The 16,755-nt window shown below is 71.5% G+C and carries 12 protein-coding genes and 1 pseudogene; 6 read left to right on the forward strand and 7 right to left on the reverse strand.

Annotated features, from left to right (window positions below; genetic code table 11):
- Positions 1-112 precede the first annotated feature (112 nt).
- Positions 113-1,252 (reverse strand): molecular chaperone DnaJ, encoded by a 1,140-nt coding sequence (gene dnaJ / locus OG927_RS10590; RefSeq protein ID WP_056785373.1) that lies wholly within the window; start codon positions 1,250-1,252, stop codon positions 113-115.
- Positions 1,253-2,269: a heat-inducible transcriptional repressor HrcA gene (hrcA, locus tag OG927_RS10595; RefSeq protein WP_056785376.1), complete on the reverse strand. Its 1,017-nt coding sequence runs from the start codon at positions 2,267-2,269 to the stop codon at positions 1,253-1,255.
- Between the two features lie 165 nt (positions 2,270-2,434).
- Here hrcA and OG927_RS10600 point away from each other — a divergent pair, with 165 nt between their 5' ends.
- The 3 genes from OG927_RS10600 to OG927_RS10610 all read left to right on the forward strand — a co-directional run bounded on the left by OG927_RS10600 (position 2,435) and on the right by OG927_RS10610 (position 7,076).
- Positions 2,435-3,157 carry an MBL fold metallo-hydrolase gene (locus tag OG927_RS10600; RefSeq protein ID WP_056785379.1) on the forward strand — a complete coding sequence of 241 codons (723 nt, stop codon included), beginning with the start codon at positions 2,435-2,437 and terminating at the stop codon, positions 3,155-3,157.
- Between the two features lie 25 nt (positions 3,158-3,182).
- On the forward strand, positions 3,183-4,001 hold the full coding sequence (locus tag OG927_RS10605; protein WP_056785383.1) for a DUF3097 domain-containing protein: 819 nt from the start codon (positions 3,183-3,185) through the stop codon (positions 3,999-4,001).
- A 183-nt stretch (positions 4,002-4,184) separates the two neighbouring features.
- Positions 4,185-7,076 (forward strand): type 1 periplasmic-binding domain-containing protein, encoded by a 2,892-nt coding sequence (locus OG927_RS10610; protein WP_209470556.1) that lies wholly within the window; start codon positions 4,185-4,187, stop codon positions 7,074-7,076.
- Between the two features lie 16 nt (positions 7,077-7,092).
- Here the strand turns inward: OG927_RS10610 and hemW are convergent, their stop codons facing one another.
- The 4 genes from hemW to lepA form a co-directional block, all read right to left on the reverse strand.
- Positions 7,093-8,334: a radical SAM family heme chaperone HemW gene (gene hemW, locus OG927_RS10615; RefSeq protein ID WP_124282408.1), complete on the reverse strand. Its 1,242-nt coding sequence runs from the start codon at positions 8,332-8,334 to the stop codon at positions 7,093-7,095.
- A gap of 39 nt (positions 8,335-8,373) precedes the next feature.
- The gene (locus OG927_RS10620; RefSeq protein WP_056785396.1) at positions 8,374-10,269 is read right to left on the reverse strand and encodes an ATP-binding SpoIIE family protein phosphatase; all 1,896 of its coding nucleotides are present in this window, start codon (positions 10,267-10,269) and stop codon (positions 8,374-8,376) included.
- A gap of 200 nt (positions 10,270-10,469) precedes the next feature.
- A complete protein-coding gene (locus tag OG927_RS10625) occupies positions 10,470-12,359 on the reverse strand; it encodes an AMP-dependent synthetase/ligase (protein ID WP_056785399.1) in 1,890 nt (629 codons plus the stop codon).
- 283 nt (positions 12,360-12,642) lie between these two features.
- On the reverse strand, positions 12,643-14,517 hold the full coding sequence (gene lepA, locus OG927_RS10630; RefSeq protein WP_056785402.1) for a translation elongation factor 4: 1,875 nt from the start codon (positions 14,515-14,517) through the stop codon (positions 12,643-12,645).
- 215 nt (positions 14,518-14,732) lie between these two features.
- Here lepA and rpsT point away from each other — a divergent pair, with 215 nt between their 5' ends.
- Positions 14,733-14,999, forward strand: a complete 267-nt coding sequence (gene rpsT / locus OG927_RS10635) for a 30S ribosomal protein S20 (protein ID WP_014156344.1) — start codon at positions 14,733-14,735, stop codon at positions 14,997-14,999.
- Positions 15,000-15,306: 307 nt separating this feature from the next.
- A pseudogene (locus tag OG927_RS10640) lies at positions 15,307-15,417 on the forward strand (IS481 family transposase); the annotation flags it as partial.
- Here the strand turns inward: OG927_RS10640 and holA are convergent.
- Positions 15,414-16,403, reverse strand: coding sequence for a DNA polymerase III subunit delta (gene holA, locus OG927_RS10645; protein ID WP_056785405.1), 990 nt, complete (start codon positions 16,401-16,403; stop codon positions 15,414-15,416). The pseudogene OG927_RS10640 and the gene holA sit on opposite strands and share 4 nt — an antisense overlap.
- A gap of 73 nt (positions 16,404-16,476) precedes the next feature.
- On the opposite strand from holA, the gene OG927_RS10650 reads away from it, so the two are divergent.
- Entirely contained in the window at positions 16,477-16,722 is a 246-nt protein-coding gene (locus OG927_RS10650; RefSeq protein WP_330320050.1) for a hypothetical protein, read from the forward strand.
- Positions 16,723-16,755: the final 33 nt, after the last annotated feature.

The raw sequence follows: 16,755 nt of genomic DNA on the forward strand, positions 1-16,755 counted from the left end.
GTGCACCGCGCCGAATCAGCCGATGCGGGCGGCCGGAGGGGCGGGCGCAGCACGCGGCACCGCCCGCCGGTACGGAGCCGGCGGGCGGTGGGGTGACGCGGTCGTACGGGGTTCAGCGGCCGTTGAAGGCGTCCTTCAGCCGGGAGAACAGTCCCTGCTGGCCCGGCTGGAACTGGCCGGTGGGCCGCTCCTCGCCGCGCAGCTTGGAGAGCTCCCGCAGGAGGCGCTCCTGCTCGGGGTCCATCTTCGTCGGGGTCATGACCTCGACGTGCACGATCAGGTCACCGCGGCCGCCGCCGCGCAGGTGTGTGATGCCGCGCCCGTGCAGCGGGACCGACTGGCCGGACTGAGTGCCCGGTCTGATGTCGATCTCCTCGAGCCCGTCCAGCGTCTCCAGCGGCACCTGGGTGCCGAGCGCAGCGGCGGTCATCGGGATGGTGACGGTGCAGTGCAGGTCGTCACCGCGCCGCTGGAACACCGCGTGCGACAGCTCGTGGATCTCGACGTACAGATCACCGGCCGGGCCGCCGCCGGGGCCGACCTCTCCCTCGCCCGCGAGCTGGATGCGGGTGCCGTTGTCGACGCCCGCGGGGATCTTCACGGTGAGGGTGCGCCGCGAGCGGATGCGGCCGTCGCCGGCGCACTCGGGGCACGGGGTCGGCACGACGGTGCCGAAGCCCTGGCACTGCGGGCAGGGCCGCGAGGTCATGACCTGGCCGAGGAAGGACCGGGTGACCTGGGAGACCTCGCCGCGGCCGCGGCACATGTCGCAGGTCTGCGCGGAGGTGCCGGGTGCGGCGCCCTCGCCACTGCAGGTCGTACAGACGACCGCCGTGTCGACCTGGATGTCCTTGGTCGTACCGAAGGCCGCCTCGTTGAGGTCGATCTCCAGCCTGATCATGGCGTCCTGGCCGCGCCGGGTCCGCGAACGGGGCCCGCGCTGGGCCGCGTTGCCGAAGAACGCGTCCATGATGTCGCTGAAGTTGCCGAAGCCGCCGGCTCCGAAACCGCCCGCGCCACCGCCACCGCCCGAGGCGGACAGCGGGTCGCCGCCGAGGTCGTAGACCTGCTTCTTCTGCGGGTCCGAGAGCACCTCGTAAGCGGCGTTGATCTCCTTGAACCGCTCCTGGGTCTTCGGATCCGGGTTGACATCCGGGTGCAGCTCGCGGGCGAGCCTGCGGAATGCCTTCTTGATCTCGTCCTGAGATGCGTCGCGGCGCACGCCGAGTACGGCGTAGTAGTCCGTGGCCACTTACGACTCCGCCAGGATCTGTCCGACGTAACGTGCCACTGCGCGTACCGCTCCCATCGTTCCGGGGTAGTCCATGCGGGTCGGTCCGACCACGCCGAGTTTGGCGACTGCCTCGTCGCCCGAACCGTAGCCGACCGCGACGACGGACGTGGCGTTGAGGCCCTCGTGGGCGTTCTCGTGCCCGATCCGTACGGTCATGCCCGAGTCCTTGGCCTCACCGAGCAGCTTCAGCAGGACGACCTGTTCCTCCAGTGCTTCCAGCACCGGCCGGATCATCACAGGGAAGTCGTGCCCGAAGCGGGTGAGGTTGGAGGTGCCGCCGATCATCAGCCGCTCCTCCGTCTCTTCGACCAGAGTCTCGAGAAGGACGGAGAGAACCGTCGAGACGGTCCCCCGGTCCTCGTTCTCGAAGGACTCCGGCAGGTCCTGCACCAGTTGCGGAACGTCCGCGAAGCGGCGTCCGACGACCCGGCTGTTGAGCCGGGCCCGCAGATCGGCGAGAGAGGTCTCGCCGAACGGGGCGGGGCAGTCGATCATACGCTGTTCGACCCGGCCCGTATCCGTGATCAGTACGAGCATCAGGCGGGCCGGCGCGAGCGCGAGCAGTTCCACGTGCCGCACCGTCGAACGGGTCAGCGAGGGGTACTGCACGACGGCGACCTGACGGGTCAGCTGCGCGAGCAGCCGGACCGTGCGGCCCACGACGTCGTCGAGGTCGACCGCGCCGGCGAGGAAGTTCTGGATGGCCCTGCGCTCCGGCGACGACAGGGGCTTGACGCCCGCGAGCTTGTCGACGAAGAGCCGGTATCCCTTGTCCGTCGGAATCCGCCCCGCACTGGTGTGCGGCTGGGCGATGAAGCCCTCGTCCTCCAGCACCGCCATGTCGTTGCGCACGGTGGCCGGGGAGACCCCGAGCCTGTGCCGCTCCGTGAGCGCCTTGGAGCCGACGGGCTCCTCGGTGCCGACATAGTCCTGGACGATGGCGCGCAGCACTTCGAGTCTGCGTTCGCTGAGCATCGCGCACACCTCCAGCTGTGGTTCTCCGGTGTCTGCCTGGCACTCTGCGCTTTCGAGTGCCAGCAATCCCCCCGGTCAGTGTACGGGGGCGGGGTGGGGCCGGGGCAAGGGCGACCGGCCACGCCGTCGCGCGAGTGTGCAGGTCGTTGCCGATAGCGTCGCCGTATGGACGCCTCTTGGGAAGACTTCGGCTGGGAGCGGTTGGGCAACGGTACGGGACGCCGGCGCCTTCCCGTCTGGGACGCGACGGCCACGCTGGTGGCCGGGGCGGACGCCGTGCTGCTCCACGACACCGGTTCGACGCTGCGGGAGGGGGCCGAGCTGCGCACCCAGGCGGAGGCCCTGCTCGGCCGCAGGGTGACGCATATCGCACTGAGCCATCCGCACTTCGACCACGTACTGGGCACCGCCGCGTTCGCCGGGGCGGAGGTCTACGGGGCGGTCGGCACGGCGGAGCTGCTGACGCACGGGGCCGCACAGCTGCGCGCGGACGCGATGCGGCACGGGATGAGCGAGGAGGACGCGACCGCCGCGACGGACGTGCTCGTGGCGCCGCACCACCAGGTGAGCGGCGAGTGGACGCTCGACCTGGGCGGCGGCCTGCAGGTCCTGCTGGCCAACGTGGGGCCGGGTCACACCGGCCACGACCTGGCGGTGCTGGTGCCGGGCTCACCCGCCGTGGTGCTCTGCGGCGACCTGGTCGAGGAGTCCGGCGAGCCGCAGGCCGGCCAGGACGCGGTCCCCTCGCACTGGCCCGCCGCACTGGACCGGCTGCTGGAGCTGGGCGGGGAGGACGCGCTGTACGTGCCGGGACACGGGGCGGTGGTGGACGCGGCGTTCGTACGGGCGCAGCGCGACCGGCTGGCCACCCGCTTCGGCGTGTCGTGAAAGGGGCCCCGATTATCGTGCTGCCATGCGCAGCTACCAGCCGGACCTGACTCCGCCGTGGAAGAAGTCCGCCCCCGCCCCCGAGGTGCCCGCCGAGCCCGATCTGGTCGTCGAGGAGGCCGCCAGCGGCTTCTGCGGAGCGGTGATCCGGTGCGAGAAGACGGCCCAGGGGCCCACGGTCACCCTGGAGGACCGCTTCGGCAAGCACCGGGTGTTCCCGATGGAGCCCCGCGGCTTCCTGCTGGAGGGGAGGGTGGTCACCCTCGTGCGCCCGTCGGCCGGCGGCCCCGTGCGCCCCGCACGGACCGCCTCCGGTTCGGTGGCGGTCCCCGGTGCGCGGGCGCGGGTGGCGCGGGCCGGCCGGATCTACGTCGAGGGCAGGCACGACGCCGAGCTGGTCGAGCGGGTCTGGGGGGACGACCTGCGCATCGAGGGCGTGGTCGTGGAGTACCTGGAGGGCGTCGACGACCTCCCGGCGATCGTCCGCGAGTTCTCCCCGGGCCCGGACGCCCGGCTCGGGGTCCTGGTCGACCACCTGGTGCCGGGGTCCAAGGAGTCCCGGATCGCCGCGCGGGTCACGGACGCGAACGTGCTGGTGGTGGGGCACCCGTACATCGATGTCTGGGAAGCGGTGAAGCCGTCGTCCGTGGGGATCCCCGGGTGGCCGGCGGTGCCGCGCGGCCAGGACTGGAAGACGGGGGTGTGCCGTGCGCTGGGGTGGCCGGAGAACACGGGCGCGGCCTGGCAGCACATCCTGTCCAAGGTCGGCTCCTACAAGGATCTGGAACCGCAACTGCTGGGCCGCGTAGAGGAATTGATTGACTTCGTCACGGTTCCGGACTGATGTACCGAGGCCGTTGACGAGGATCCGGTACCGATCCCCATGAAGGGCTGCGCCACACGCGCACCATCGGTTATTGAGGGGGGAGGGGCTCCGCGGGCCCGGCGGGCCCGATGTCTTCCACGGGCCCGGCGTGCACGGAGGGGCCGGCGTGTTCGGCGGGCTGACGGGGAAGGCCGGGGGCGGATGACGCGCGAGGTATGGCGGGACAGTGCGGAGAACGAGGCGGCTTCGGCCGTCTTCCACCTCATACAGGAACTGATCGACCAGTACCGGGTCAACCGGCCGGTGATGCCCCTGGTCGTGGCGCAGGCCGCGGACGCGGGCGCCGGAGGGGACATCGACGGCAGGGTGCGGCAGATCGTCCTGCAGGTCCACCGGGCGAACCAGCTGCGCCGGGTCCCGGTGAAGCTGCTCGACGCCCACGGCGACACCGCGTACGAGGCAGCACTGTCCATGGTGCGCACGCTGGCGGAGCGCCCCTGGGAGACCCGGGGCACCTCGCAGTACAAGCCCTTCGTCTTCCCGCGTTCCCGCCTCCTGAGCGCCATCGAGCAGGCCACCGCGACGGTCGTCGACCAGCCGGGCGGCGGCTCGCCGGCCGAGCGCGACGAAAGGATCCTGGAGCAGCTGGGCAGCCTGCGCTGGCGGGCGCGCCGGTCGGGTCCCGCCACCTGGTGGGACTCGCTGCGCGCGTCGATACGGCCGGAGACCTTCCTGGGCGCCGTCTTCATCGCCGTACTGAGCGTGCTCCTCGGCGAGATCGGCTGGCTGCTGACCGCCCTGGTCGCCGCCGCCGCCCTGCTGGGCCTGGCGGTCGTACGGCTGGTGACCACGGCCGCCCCGCCGCTGCTGTGGCTGCGCCGGGCCAGCCGATGGCTCGCGACCACCTCCTCGCTGGCCGCGTCCAGCACCGCGTACCCGTCCGACGGCTGGTCGTGGTTCTCGCCGAGCGGTTCGTGGCGGGTGATCCGGGCCCGGGCGGCCGCAGTGGCGGAGCGGGTGGCCGACGCGGGGGCGGGCGACGAGCACGCGCGCCAGTTCCACCTGGAGGTGCGGGTCCAGGCGCTCCTGGAGGACCTGCGGCACAACTACCGGCCGCACGCCTGGGACTGGCGGCGCAGCAAGCGCACCGTGCCGCCGGTGGTGCTCCTGCCGACGGCCACCCACGACAACGGCGGGGTGCTGCTGATCAACGCGATCAACAACGTGCGCTCCCGGCGCAGCGAGGTCGACCCGCTGCTGCTCCTGGCCTCCCTGCCGGCCGCCCAGATCATGCGGCACACCCCGCCGCTGGCCCCGGAGCCGCCCCCGCACACCGGGGGCAGGTCGGGTGCCCGCGCACGGTACGAGACCTGGGTCCAGGACCTGAGCGTGGGGCAGTCCCCCGCGGCGGCAGTGACACTGGCCTGGGTGCTGCGGCTGCCGCTCTCCACCGGCCAGCTGACCCATGAGCACGCCCATGCGCAACTGGCCACGCAGCGCGTCCGGCGGACCTGGGCCTGGTGGGTGATGTCACGGACGACCATCGCCTTCCTGCTGGTGGGCGCACTGCTGGGGACCTTCCTGTGGAGCGGGCACTGGAAGGAGACCTACTGCCACGGCCCGCTCGTCGGCCGCAACACGGATGCCGTCAGGCTGGCCGGCCCCGACGGCGGCAAGGAGTGCATCGGGGTGGCGACCGCCCCCGAGGTGCGCTTCGCCGAAGGCAACGGTCTGCAGCTGAACGGGGTGGGCAGGGGCATCACCTTCGAACGGATCGAGCAGGCGGTCCGGGAGCAGAACGCGGACATAGGACCCGGCGACGAGCACGTGACCATCGTCTACGCCGGCCCGCTCACCGGGACGCACAGGAGCAGGGAGGACACCCGCAAGGGCCTGGAGGAGCTGACCGGCGTCTATCTCCACCAGCGGTCCGTCAACGCCGACCGTTCCGTGAAACTCCGTGTCCTGACGGCCAACGGCGGCCAGGACATGCTGCGGCAGACGACGGCGGTCGAGAAGATCATCGAGGTCGCCCGGCGGGACCCCTCCGTGGTCGGCGTGGTCGGCCTGGGCCGCAACACCACCGAGAGCACGACGGCCACCGGACTGCTGCAGACCGCCGGGCTCCCCGTCGTGGACACCACCAACTCCGACAGCGGTCTCGCCCGCGCCTACCCGAACTACTTCGGCCTCGCGGCGACCGACGAGGAGCAGGCGAGCGCGCTCGGTCTGATAGCCGGGCAGCTCGCGGAGACGCTGGAGGACCCGCAGGCGGTCGTCCTGTCCAGGAAGGTGGGCAACGAGGACAAGGACCGCTACACCACCGAGCAGAGGAGGGTGGGTGAGGAGATGCTGACGGAGTCGGGCTTCACCCTGGCCGCGGATCCGGACAGCACCCAGTACTCCCTTTCCAAGGACGGCGGGTCCGCCAACCTCGACGGCCCCCTGCACGACATCTGCGGCGCGGAACGCGTTCCCGACGCCCTCTACTTCGCCGGCCGGGTCGAGGACGTCAACACCCTGATGTCCGGCCTCGGCCAGATCTCGGGCTGTTCCGAGAAGGAGATCACGGTCTTCACCGGCGACGACCTGACCAAGGCGCGCTTCGACGACGCCACGAAGCTCGCGGAGAAGGTCACGCTCTACTACGGCTCGCTGGCGCCCATGAGCCTGGGCGGGGGCAGGGCGTTCTACGAGGACTCCCGCAAGGCCCTGGAGACGCTGCTCCCGGAAGGCGGGCGTCTGGACCCGCTGCCGACGGGCGTCCCACCGTACGAGGACAAGCTGTTCACCAGCGGCCAGAGCGTCATCTCGTACCAGGCGACGGCGACGCTCTACGCCGCCGCCACCCGGAGCGACAAACCGCAGAGCGCCGCGGAGACCTGGGCGACGCTCTACTCGGTGGCGCTCAACGACATGCCGACCGGGAGGGTGACCTTCCGGGGGACGATCCCCTACGCGGACCAGAAGGTGCACGGTCTCGGTGTCATGAAGGTCACGCGGCCGGGTCCGGACGCCGAGATCGGCGTGGTGTGCGGCCGCGCGGCCGGTGATCCGGTGGCCCTCACCCGAAAGACCTGCCCGCTGGCGTAGCCGGCGGTGCGGGTCGTCAGTCGACCAGGTCGCGCACCACGGCGTCGGCCAGCAGGCGCCCGCGCAGGGTGAGGACGGCGCTGCCCTCGGCGTACGGTCCGGGCTCCAGCAGTCCGTCCGTGACGGCCCGGCGGGACGCCGCGAGCCCGGCGGGGGCGAGGAGCGACAGCGGGCACCCCTCGACGAGCCTCAGCTCCAGCAGGATCCGCTCGACCCGCCGGTCCTCGTCGGTCAGGACCTCGCGTCCGGCCCCGGGCGAGCGGCCCTCGGCCAGGGCCTGCGCGTACGCCCCGGGGTGCTTGACGTTCCACCAGCGGACGCCGCCGACGTGGCTGTGCGCTCCGGGCCCGGCGCCCCACCAGTCGGCTCCGCGCCAGTACAGCTCGTTGTGCAGGCAGCGGCCCTCGGGCGTGCGGGACCAGTTCGACACCTCGTACCAGGAGAAGCCCGCCGCGGCCATCGCCTCGTCGGCGATCAGGTAGCGGTCGGCGTGCGTGTCGTCGTCGGTCATCGGGACCTCGCCGCGGCGGATGCGGCGGGCCAGCTGGGTGCCTTCCTCCACGATGAGCGCGTAGGCCGACACATGGTCGGGGCCGGCACCGATCGCCGCGTCCAGGGAGGCCCGCCAGTCGTCGTCGGACTCCCCCGGGGTGCCGTAGATCAGGTCGAGGTTGACGTGTTCGAAGCCGGCCTCGCGCGCCTCGGCGACACAGGCCTCGGGCCTGCCGGGCGTGTGGGTGCGGTCCAGGATCTTCAGGACGTGCTGCCGGGCGCTCTGCATCCCGAAGGAGACACGGTTGAAGCCTCCCTCCCGCAGCGCTGCCAGGTACGCGGGATCGACGGACTCCGGATTCGCCTCCGTGGTGATCTCGGCGTCGTCCGCCAGCCCGAACTCCTCACGGATCGCCGCGAGCATCCTGACCAGGTCGGCGGCGGGCAGCAGGGTGGGCGTGCCGCCGCCGACGAAGACCGTGCGGACGGGCCGGGGGTCGTCGCCGAGCACCTTGCGGGCCTGGCGGACCTCCTCGATGAGATGCGCCGCGTAGTTGTCGCGGGAGGCCAGTGCGCCGCCGGAGCCGCGCAGCTCGGTCGCGGTGTAGGTGTTGAAGTCGCAGTAGCCGCAGCGGGTGGCGCAGTAGGGCACATGCAGGTAGAAGCCGAGCGGCCGGCCGGCAGCGCCTTCCAGGGCATGGCGGGGCAGTGCCCCGTCGTCGGGCACGGGCTCACCATCGGGCAGTACGGAAGGCATACCGTCCATTGTCGCTCGCCGCGGGAGCTCCCCCGGCCACGCTCCCGGTCAGTCGACCTGGAGGACCAGCAGCGCCAGGTCGTCGTCGGGCGGGCGCTCCGCGAAGGCGTGGACGGCGTGCGTGATCCGGTGGGCGATCCGTTCGGCGGACAGCCCGGCGCAGTCCGACAGGGCGTGCGCGAGGCCGTCGCCGTCGTCGAACATCAGCCGTCCTGACCGCCGCTCGGTCACCCCGTCGGTGACGCAGAGGAGGCTGTCACCGGGCACGAGGTCGAAGCACTGGCTCTCGTACGCCACGTCCTCGACGACGCCGAGCAGGACCTGCGGCTCGGCGGCCGGGCGTACGGACCCGTCGGGGCGCAGCAGCAGCGGGAGGGGGTGGCCCGCGCTGGCCACGGTGCAGCGGACACCGCCGTCCGGGAGCGGCACGATGTCGCCGTACAGGAGGGACAGGAACCGGGACTGCGTGCCGTCCTGGATCTGCTGGCCCCCCGCCGCCGCGACCATCAGGGCGGCGGCCTCGGCCGCCTCCATGGCGTCGTCGAGGAGGAGCCGGTTGAGCCGGTCGAGCACCTCGCCGACGCGGAAGCCCTCCCGGGACAGCAGCCGCAGCCAGGGGCGGGCGAGGCCCGTGACGACGGCGGCTTCGGGGCCGCTGCCCTGCACGTCGCCGAGGACGAAGCACCAGCGGCCGCCCGGGCACGGGAAGAGGTCGTAGAAGTCGCCGCCGACGACGGCGTCGTCACCGGGCTCGTACACCAGGGCGCTGGTGACGCCGGGTATGTCGGCGACCTTGCTGGGCAGCAGGCCGCGCTGCAGGATGCGGCTGATGGTGGCCTGCCGGGTGTAGGCGCGGGCGGCGCCCACGGCCAGTCCGACGCGGCGTACGAAGTCGGCGATGAGTGCGGCCACCTCCTCGGGGAAGAGCGCGACCCCCTCCCGGCCCACGAGCACGGCGCCGAGCGTGCGCCCGCCCGAGGCGATGCGGTGGGCGAGCGCGGCTCCGCCGCCACCGCGCCCCGCGGCGGCGTCTCCGGGCCACGGGACGGGTACGGGGCCGGTGCCGACACTGCCGGGTAAGCGGAGCGGCTCCTTCTCCAGCTCGGGCCGCAGGAGCTCGGTGCCGCCCTTGTCGCCGTGCCAGACCCCTGCGAGCCGGGGGACGGCCGCGGGGCCGCCGGCCTCGCTCTCCAACCAGATCGCGCACCAGTCCGCGAGCCGGGGCACCATCAGCTGGCCCGCTATGGACGCCACCAGGTCCTCGTCGAGCTGCCCCGCGAGCAGATCGGACGCCTCGGCGAGGAAGGAGAGCGCCCCGCGCCCCGCCCAGTCCGTGTCGTCGCGCTCGGCCCCCCGGGCGGCGGGGGCGGGGATCTCGGCGCGCGGGGCCCGCCGGTGGACCCCGTCCTCGGCCGGCGCGGGGTCGGGGAGGCCCTCCCAGTCATCGGCCTGCAGCCGGGCCCAGACGGTCTTGAGGCCGGTGCGGTAGGTGATCCCCCAGGATTCGGCGAGAGTGGCGACGAGCTGCAGCCCCCGGCCGTACTCGGCGGGGTCGGGCCGCTCGGCCCCGCCGTCCCGCACCGAACGCGCGGGATGGTGGTCGGTGATCTCCAGCACCAGCGCGGCGGGCTCCGCCCCGGCCGCGTCCTCCAGCCTGACGAGCAGCTCGACCGTCGTACCGGCGTGCACGACCGCGTTGGTCACCAGCTCGTTGGCCACGGTCACCGCGTCGTCGGTGAGGCGGTCTCCGAAGGGCCCGGCGGAGGGCAGTCCGGTCGCGGTCCAGTCGGTGAGCGCGGCCCGGACGAACCGGCGGGCCGCGGAGGGGGCCAGCGGGATTCCGGGCAGGCTCGTGCGGGCGACCGTGCGCACATCGCCGCCCTGACCGGCAAAAACACCTTCGGGACGGTGAACGATGTCCCGCTGGATTGGAATGGGCCCCACGGTGCGGCTCCTGACGGTTCTCGCGATACACCGCTGACGTTCTACGACAGAGTGACAGACCGGGCGGGCACATAAGCACCGAGTGACCGAAGTGGGCGGAGCCGGAGGGGGACGCGCGGTAACGCGGACGGGGCCGGCGAGTGCTCACGCACCCACCGGCCCCGCCTGTGACCTGCTCCTCGGCTCCGTACCGGCTGCCGCTACGCCTCGCGGGAGCCCGCGTACATGTCGTCGATGAGGTCCTTGTACTCGCGCTCGACGACCGGCCGCTTCAGCTTGAGGCTGGGGGTCAGCTCGCCGTGCTCGATGTCGAGGTCGCGCGGCAGCAGCCGGAACTTCTTGATGGTCTGCCAGCGCTGCAGCCCCTCGTTGAGCCGCTTCACATAGCCCTCGATGAGCTCCACGGCCTGCGGGGAGGCCACCACGTCGGCGTACGGCTTGCCGCCCAGTCCGTTCTCCTGCGCCCAGCCGAGGATGGTCGGCTCGTCGAGGGAGATCAGGGCGGTGCAGAAGTTACGGTCCGCGCCGTGCACCAGGATGTTGGAGACGAACGGGCACACCGCCTTGAACTGTCCCTCGACCTCGGCCGGGGCGATGTACTTGCCACCGGACGTCTTGATCAGGTCCTTCTTGCGGTCGGTGATCCGCAGGTAGCCGTCCTCGGAGAGCTCGCCGATGTCGCCGGTGTGGAACCAGCCGTCGGACTCCAGGACCTCGGCGGTCTTCTCGGGAAGCCGGTGGTAGCCCTCCATCAGACCGGGGCCGCGCAGCAGGATCTCGCCGTCGTCCGCGATCCGGACCTCGGTGCCGGGAAGCGGCTTGCCGACGGTGCCGGTGCGGTAGGCCTCGCCCGGGTTGACGAAGGAGGCTGCGCTGGACTCGGTGAGGCCGTAGCCCTCCAGGATGTGGATCCCGGCGCCGGAGAAGAAGAAGCCGATGTCGGGGGCGAGCGCGGCGGAGCCGGAGACGCAGGCGCGGAGCCGGCCGCCGAAGGCCTCCCTGATCTTGGCGAAGACGAGGGTGTCGGCCACCTTGTGCTTGGCGCGGAGCGCGAACGGCACGGAGGCGTTCCCGGTACGGCGGAAGTTGTCCTGCGACACCTTCGCGTGCTCGCGGGCCACGTCCGCCGCCCACTGGAAGATCTTGTACTTGGCGCCGCCCCCGGCACGCGCCTTGGCCGCGACCCCGTTGTAGACCTTCTCGAAGATCCGGGGGACGGCTGCCATGTAGGTCGGCCGGACCACCGGGAGGTTCTCGATGATCTTGTCGACGCGGCCGTCGACCGCCGTGACGTGGCCGACCTCGATCTGGCCGGAGGTGAGGACCTTGCCGAAGACGTGGGCGAGCGGCAGCCACAGGTACTGGACGTCGTCCGCGCTGATCAGGCCGGTCGCCACGGTCGCCCTGGCCATGTACGACCAGTTGTCGTGCGGCAGGCGTACACCCTTGGGGCGGCCGGTGGTCCCCGAGGTGTAGATCAGGGTCGCCAGCTGGTCGGCGGTGATGGCAGAGACCCGGTCGGTGACCGCGTCCGGGCTCTTCGCCAGGTATGCGGCACCCCGGGCCTCGAGCTCGGCCAGCGTGAGGATCCAGCCCTCCGGGTCGCCCTCCACGGGCTCGGCACCGGCCGGGTCGATGACGACGACATGGGCGAGGGCGGGCAGCCCGGCCCGGCTCTCGCGGGCCTTCGCCAGCTGCGCGGCGTCCTCGGCGATCAGGACGCGGCTGTCGGAGTCGGCCAGGATGAAGGCGGACTCCTCGGCGTTCGTGGACGGGTAGACCGTCGTGGTCGCGGCGCCCGCGCACATGACGGCGAGGTCGGCGAGGATCCACTCGACACGGGTGGACGAGGCGAGCGCGACACGCTCCTCGGGCCGGACCCCCAGACCGATCAGACCAGCCGCGATCGCGAACACACGGGTCGCCGCCTCCCCCCAGGTCAGCGACTTCCAGTCGTCCGGTCCCTGGCCGGAGGCCGACGGCACGGGATAGCGGTACGCCTCCCCGTCCGGGGTGGCCGCCACGCGGTCGACGAAGAGGGCCGCCACGGAGGGCGGTCGGCTATCGATCAAGGTCTGTGTGTCGCTCACGACGTCCTCCGGGCCTGCGGCGCTGCTACGACCGGCTGCTGGGTACTGGTACTGGGTATATGGGGGGGCTGCTGCCTGTATTCCTGCTTCTCGTGCCCGCTCGGCCTGCTTGCTTAACTGGCGAGTAACTAACGGGTGGTGATCAGAGTAGAGCGCACGGCTCCGCGACGTAAGGGGCAACAGGCCGCCGCTTCATAACGAACGGGCCCCCGCACCGCGGACAGCTGCGGTGCGGGGGCCCGTCGGGCTCCTCCGGGGACCGGTCCCCGGGAGAGGGGCACGGCTACTTCTTGGCCTTGCTCTCGCCGGCCGACTCGTCGGTCGACAGGACGGAGATGAACGCGTCCTGCGGTACCTCCACGTTGCCGACCATCTTCATCCGCTTCTTGCCTTCCTTCTGCTTCTCCAGCAGCTTGCGCTTACGGGAGATGTCACCGCCGTAGCACTTGGCGAGGACGTCCTTGCGGATGGCGCGGACGGTCTCACGGGCGATGACCCGGGCGCCGATGGCGGCCTGGATCGGCACCTCGAAGTTCTGCCGGGGGATGAGCTTCTGCAGCTTGGCGACGAGCCGGACGCCGTAGGCGTACGCCTTGTCCTTGTGCGTGACCGCCGAGAAGGCGTCGACCTTGTCGCCGTGCAGCAGGATGTCGACCTTGACGAGCTGCGCGGACTGCTCGCCCGTGGGCTCGTAGTCGAGCGAGGCGTAGCCGCGGGTCTTGGACTTCAGCTGGTCGAAGAAGTCGAAGACGATCTCGGCGAGCGGCAGGGTGTAGCGGATCTCGACCCGGTCCTCGGAGAGGTAGTCCATGCCGAGGAGGGTGCCGCGCCGGTTCTGGCAGAGCTCCATGATCGCGCCGATGAACTCGCTGGGCGCCAGGACCGTGGCCCGGACGACCGGCTCGTGCACCTTGTCGATCTTGCCCTCGGGGAACTCGCTCGGGTTGGTGACGATGTGCTCCGAGCCGTCCTCCATCTCCACGCGGTAGACCACGTTGGGGGCGGTGGCGATGAGCTCGAGCCCGAACTCGCGCTCCAGGCGCTCGCGGACCACGTCGAGGTGGAGCAGGCCCAGGAATCCCACGCGGAAGCCGAAGCCCAGCGCGGCCGAGGTCTCCGGCTCGTACACCAGGGCGGCGTCGTTGAGCTGGAGCTTGTCCAGGGCCTCGCGCAGGTCCGGGTAGTCCGACCCGTCCAGCGGGTACAGGCCGGAGAACACCATCGGCTTGGGGTCCTTGTAGCCGCCCAGCGCCTCGGTCGCCCCGTTGTGCAGGGAGGTGATGGTGTCACCGACCTTGGACTGCCGGACGTCCTTCACCCCGGTGATGATGTAGCCGACCTCACCGACGCCGATGCCGTCGGACGGGGTCATCTCCGGGGAGGAGACACCGATCTCCAGCAGCTCGTGGGTGGCTCCGGTCGACATCATCCGGATGCGCTCGCGCTTGTTGAGCTGGCCGTCGATGACCCTGACGTAGGTGACGACTCCGCGGTAGGGGTCGTAGACCGAGTCGAAGATCATCGCGCGGGCCGCCTCGTCCGCCCGGCCGATGGGGGCGGGGACGTCCCTGACCACACGGTTGAGCAGGGCGTCCACGCCGACACCCGTCTTCGCGGAGACCTTGAGCACGTCCTCGGGCTGGCAGCCGATGAGGTTGGCCAGCTCCTCGGAGAACTTCTCGGGCTGCGCGGCGGGCAGGTCGATCTTGTTGAGCACCGGGACGATGGTGAGGTCGTTCTCCATCGCCAGGTAGAGGTTGGCGAGGGTCTGCGCCTCGATCCCCTGGGCGGCGTCGACGAGCAGGACCGTGCCCTCGCACGCGGCGAGCGAACGGGAGACCTCATAGGTGAAGTCCACGTGGCCCGGGGTGTCGATCATGTTGAGGATGTGGGTCGCACCCGTGTCCTCGCCCTCGGTGGGCGCCCACGGCAGGCGGACCGCCTGGGACTTGATGGTGATTCCGCGCTCGCGCTCGATGTCCATCCGGTCGAGGTACTGAGCGCGCATCTGCCGCACGTCGACCACGCCCGTCAGCTGAAGCATCCGGTCGGCAAGCGTCGACTTGCCGTGGTCGATGTGCGCGATGATGCAGAAGTTGCGGATCAGCGCCGGGTCGGTACGGCTCGGCTCGGGCACGTTGGAAGGAGTCGCGGGCACGCAGGGTCCTGATTCTTGAGACGCCGAACGCCGTGTCTCGGGTCGATGTCGGGTCGGTCGGATCAATACGTAGGCTCCATCGTCCCACGCCTGCGGGGCGGGGACCGGTTTGGGCCGGTCCGAGGGTGACTGCTACCGTGGGCAGCTGTGCCTCGTGGCCCTCAGAAGCGGCGTGGCGCACATAGGAGATCCAACGAACCTGAAAAGGCTCTTTCGTGGCGAACATCAAGTCCCAGATCAAGCGGAACAAGACGAACGAGAAGGCGCGCCTGCGCAACAAGGCCGTCAAGTCCTCGCTCAAGACCTCGATCCGCAAGGCCCGTGAGGCTGCCGCTGCCGGTGACGTCGAGAAGGCCACTGTGGCCGTCCGTGACGCGTCCCGCCAGCTCGACAAGGCCGTCTCGAAGGGTGTCATCCACAAGAACGCCGCCGCCAACAAGAAGTCGGCGCTGGCGCTCAAGGTTGCCGCCCTCCAGGGCTGAACCACTGATGTGAAAGCCGGAACGGACTCCGCGGGCCCTCTCTCCCGCTCCTGACCGGCACCCCCGCGCCGCACACCGAACCTGCGTTCGCCACGCGGGTGCGGCGCACACAGCGTGAACCGAAGGCCCCGGTCCGTCCTCCCCAGGACGTGACCGGGGCCTTCGTGCTGCGCGGCTTCCGGCCCGGGGAGGATTCCGTGCTGCGGAGGGGCAGGGTCTGCTGACGGGGGCGGCGGGCTTCGGGGCGGGGTGGGCGGGTGCGGGGCGGGCGTGGCTTCGACGGGGGTCTTCAGAACAGGAACGACGCGACGCCTACCCCGCCTGGCTGCACACCTACAATCACCACCGCGGACACACCGCGCTCGCAGGCAAACCACCCGCAAGCCGCGTCCCCAACCTCACAGGGCAGTACACCTAGCGCCCGCCGGACCGTGCGGCGGTCGCGACAGCCACCACGGCCTTCTCCAGGGCGTACTCCGGATCGTCTCCGCCGCCCTTGACCCCCGCGTCGGCGGCCGCGACCGCGCGCAGTGCGACCGAGACCCCGTCCGGCGTCCAGCCACGCATCTGCTGGCGCACCCGGTCGATCTTCCAGGGCGGCATGCCGAGCTCGCGCGCGAGGTCCGCCGGCCGGCCGCCACGGGCCGACGACAGCTTGCCGATCGCCCGGACGCCCTGGGCGAGGGCGCTGGTGATCAGGACGGGCGCCACCCCGGTCGAGAGCGACCACCGCAGCGCCTCGAGTGCCTCCGCCGCCCTTCCCTCGACCGCACGGTCCGCGACGGTGAAGGAGGAGGCCTCCGCCCGGCCCGTGTAGTAGCGGCCGACGACGGCCTCGTCGATGGTGCCCTCGACATCGGCGGTCAGCTGGGAGACGGCACTCGCCAGCTCGCGCAGATCGCTGCCGATGGAATCCACGAGCGCCTGGCACGCCTCGGGGGTCGCGGAGCGCCCGAGCGTCCGGAATTCCGACCTGACGAAGGAGAGCCGCTCCGCCGGCTTGGTCGTCTTCGGGCAGGCGACCTCACGCGCCCCCGCCTTCCGGACGGCGTCCAGCAGGCCCTTGCCCTTGGCCCCGCCGGCGTGGAGGAGCACGAGGGTGATCTCCTCGGCCGGTGCGGCGAGGTACGCCTTGACGTCCTTGACCGTGTCTGCGGAGAGGTCGTGTGCGTTGCGCACGATCACGACCTTGCGCTCGGCGAAGAGTGACGGGCTGGTCAGTTCGGCGAGCGTGCCGGGCTGCAGCTGGTCCGAGGAGAGGTCGCGGACGTCCGTGTCGGCGTCGGAGGCACGGGCCGCTGCCACCACGTGCTGCACGGCGCGGTCCAGGAGCAGGTCCTCCTGGCCCACGGCAAGTGTCACGGGGGCGAGCGGATTGTCGGTGGAACTACTTCTGGTGGCCATCGCGGTCCAGCATCCCACGCCCCTGTGACAGGGCGCCGGAGCTGCCCGCCCGGACGTACCGGAGAATGACGGGGTGAGCGATGTGAGACATGTACTGGTGCTGCCCGACCGCGACGCGGCCCAGGACGCGGCCGAGGAACTCGCCGACCGGTTCGGCGTCACGGAGGAGCCACAGCTCGTACGGGACGCCTTGGCGGGCGAGGACGACGCCGAGGACGCCCAGTGGCTCGTGGTCGTGGAGGATCCGGCCGGGCGGCTGGAGGCCTCCGCCCTCGACGCCTTCGCCGCGGAGTACGAAGGGTGGCTGGAGGCCCCGTAAGGGGGGGTGGGCGCACGAGGCCGGTTCCCGGGC

Source organism: Streptomyces clavifer (genome assembly GCF_036345975.1).
Classification (GTDB): Bacteria; Actinomycetota; Actinomycetes; order Streptomycetales; family Streptomycetaceae; genus Streptomyces; species Streptomyces clavifer.

Bases quoted from the DNA above. Each gene is read 5' to 3' on its own strand.
- hrcA (WP_056785376.1), bottom strand. From the start codon at position 2,269: ATGCTCAGCGAACGCAGACTCGAAGTGCTGCGCGCCATCGTCCAGGAC.
- OG927_RS10600 (WP_056785379.1), top strand. From the start codon at position 2,435: ATGGACGCCTCTTGGGAAGACTTCGGCTGGGAGCGGTTGGGCAACGGT.
- OG927_RS10605 (WP_056785383.1), top strand. From the start codon at position 3,183: ATGCGCAGCTACCAGCCGGACCTGACTCCGCCGTGGAAGAAGTCCGCC.
- OG927_RS10610 (WP_209470556.1), top strand. From the start codon at position 4,185: ATGACGCGCGAGGTATGGCGGGACAGTGCGGAGAACGAGGCGGCTTCG.
- hemW (WP_124282408.1), bottom strand. From the start codon at position 8,334: ATGGACGGTATGCCTTCCGTACTGCCCGATGGTGAGCCCGTGCCCGAC.
- holA (WP_056785405.1), bottom strand. From the start codon at position 16,403: ATGGCCACCAGAAGTAGTTCCACCGACAATCCGCTCGCCCCCGTGACA.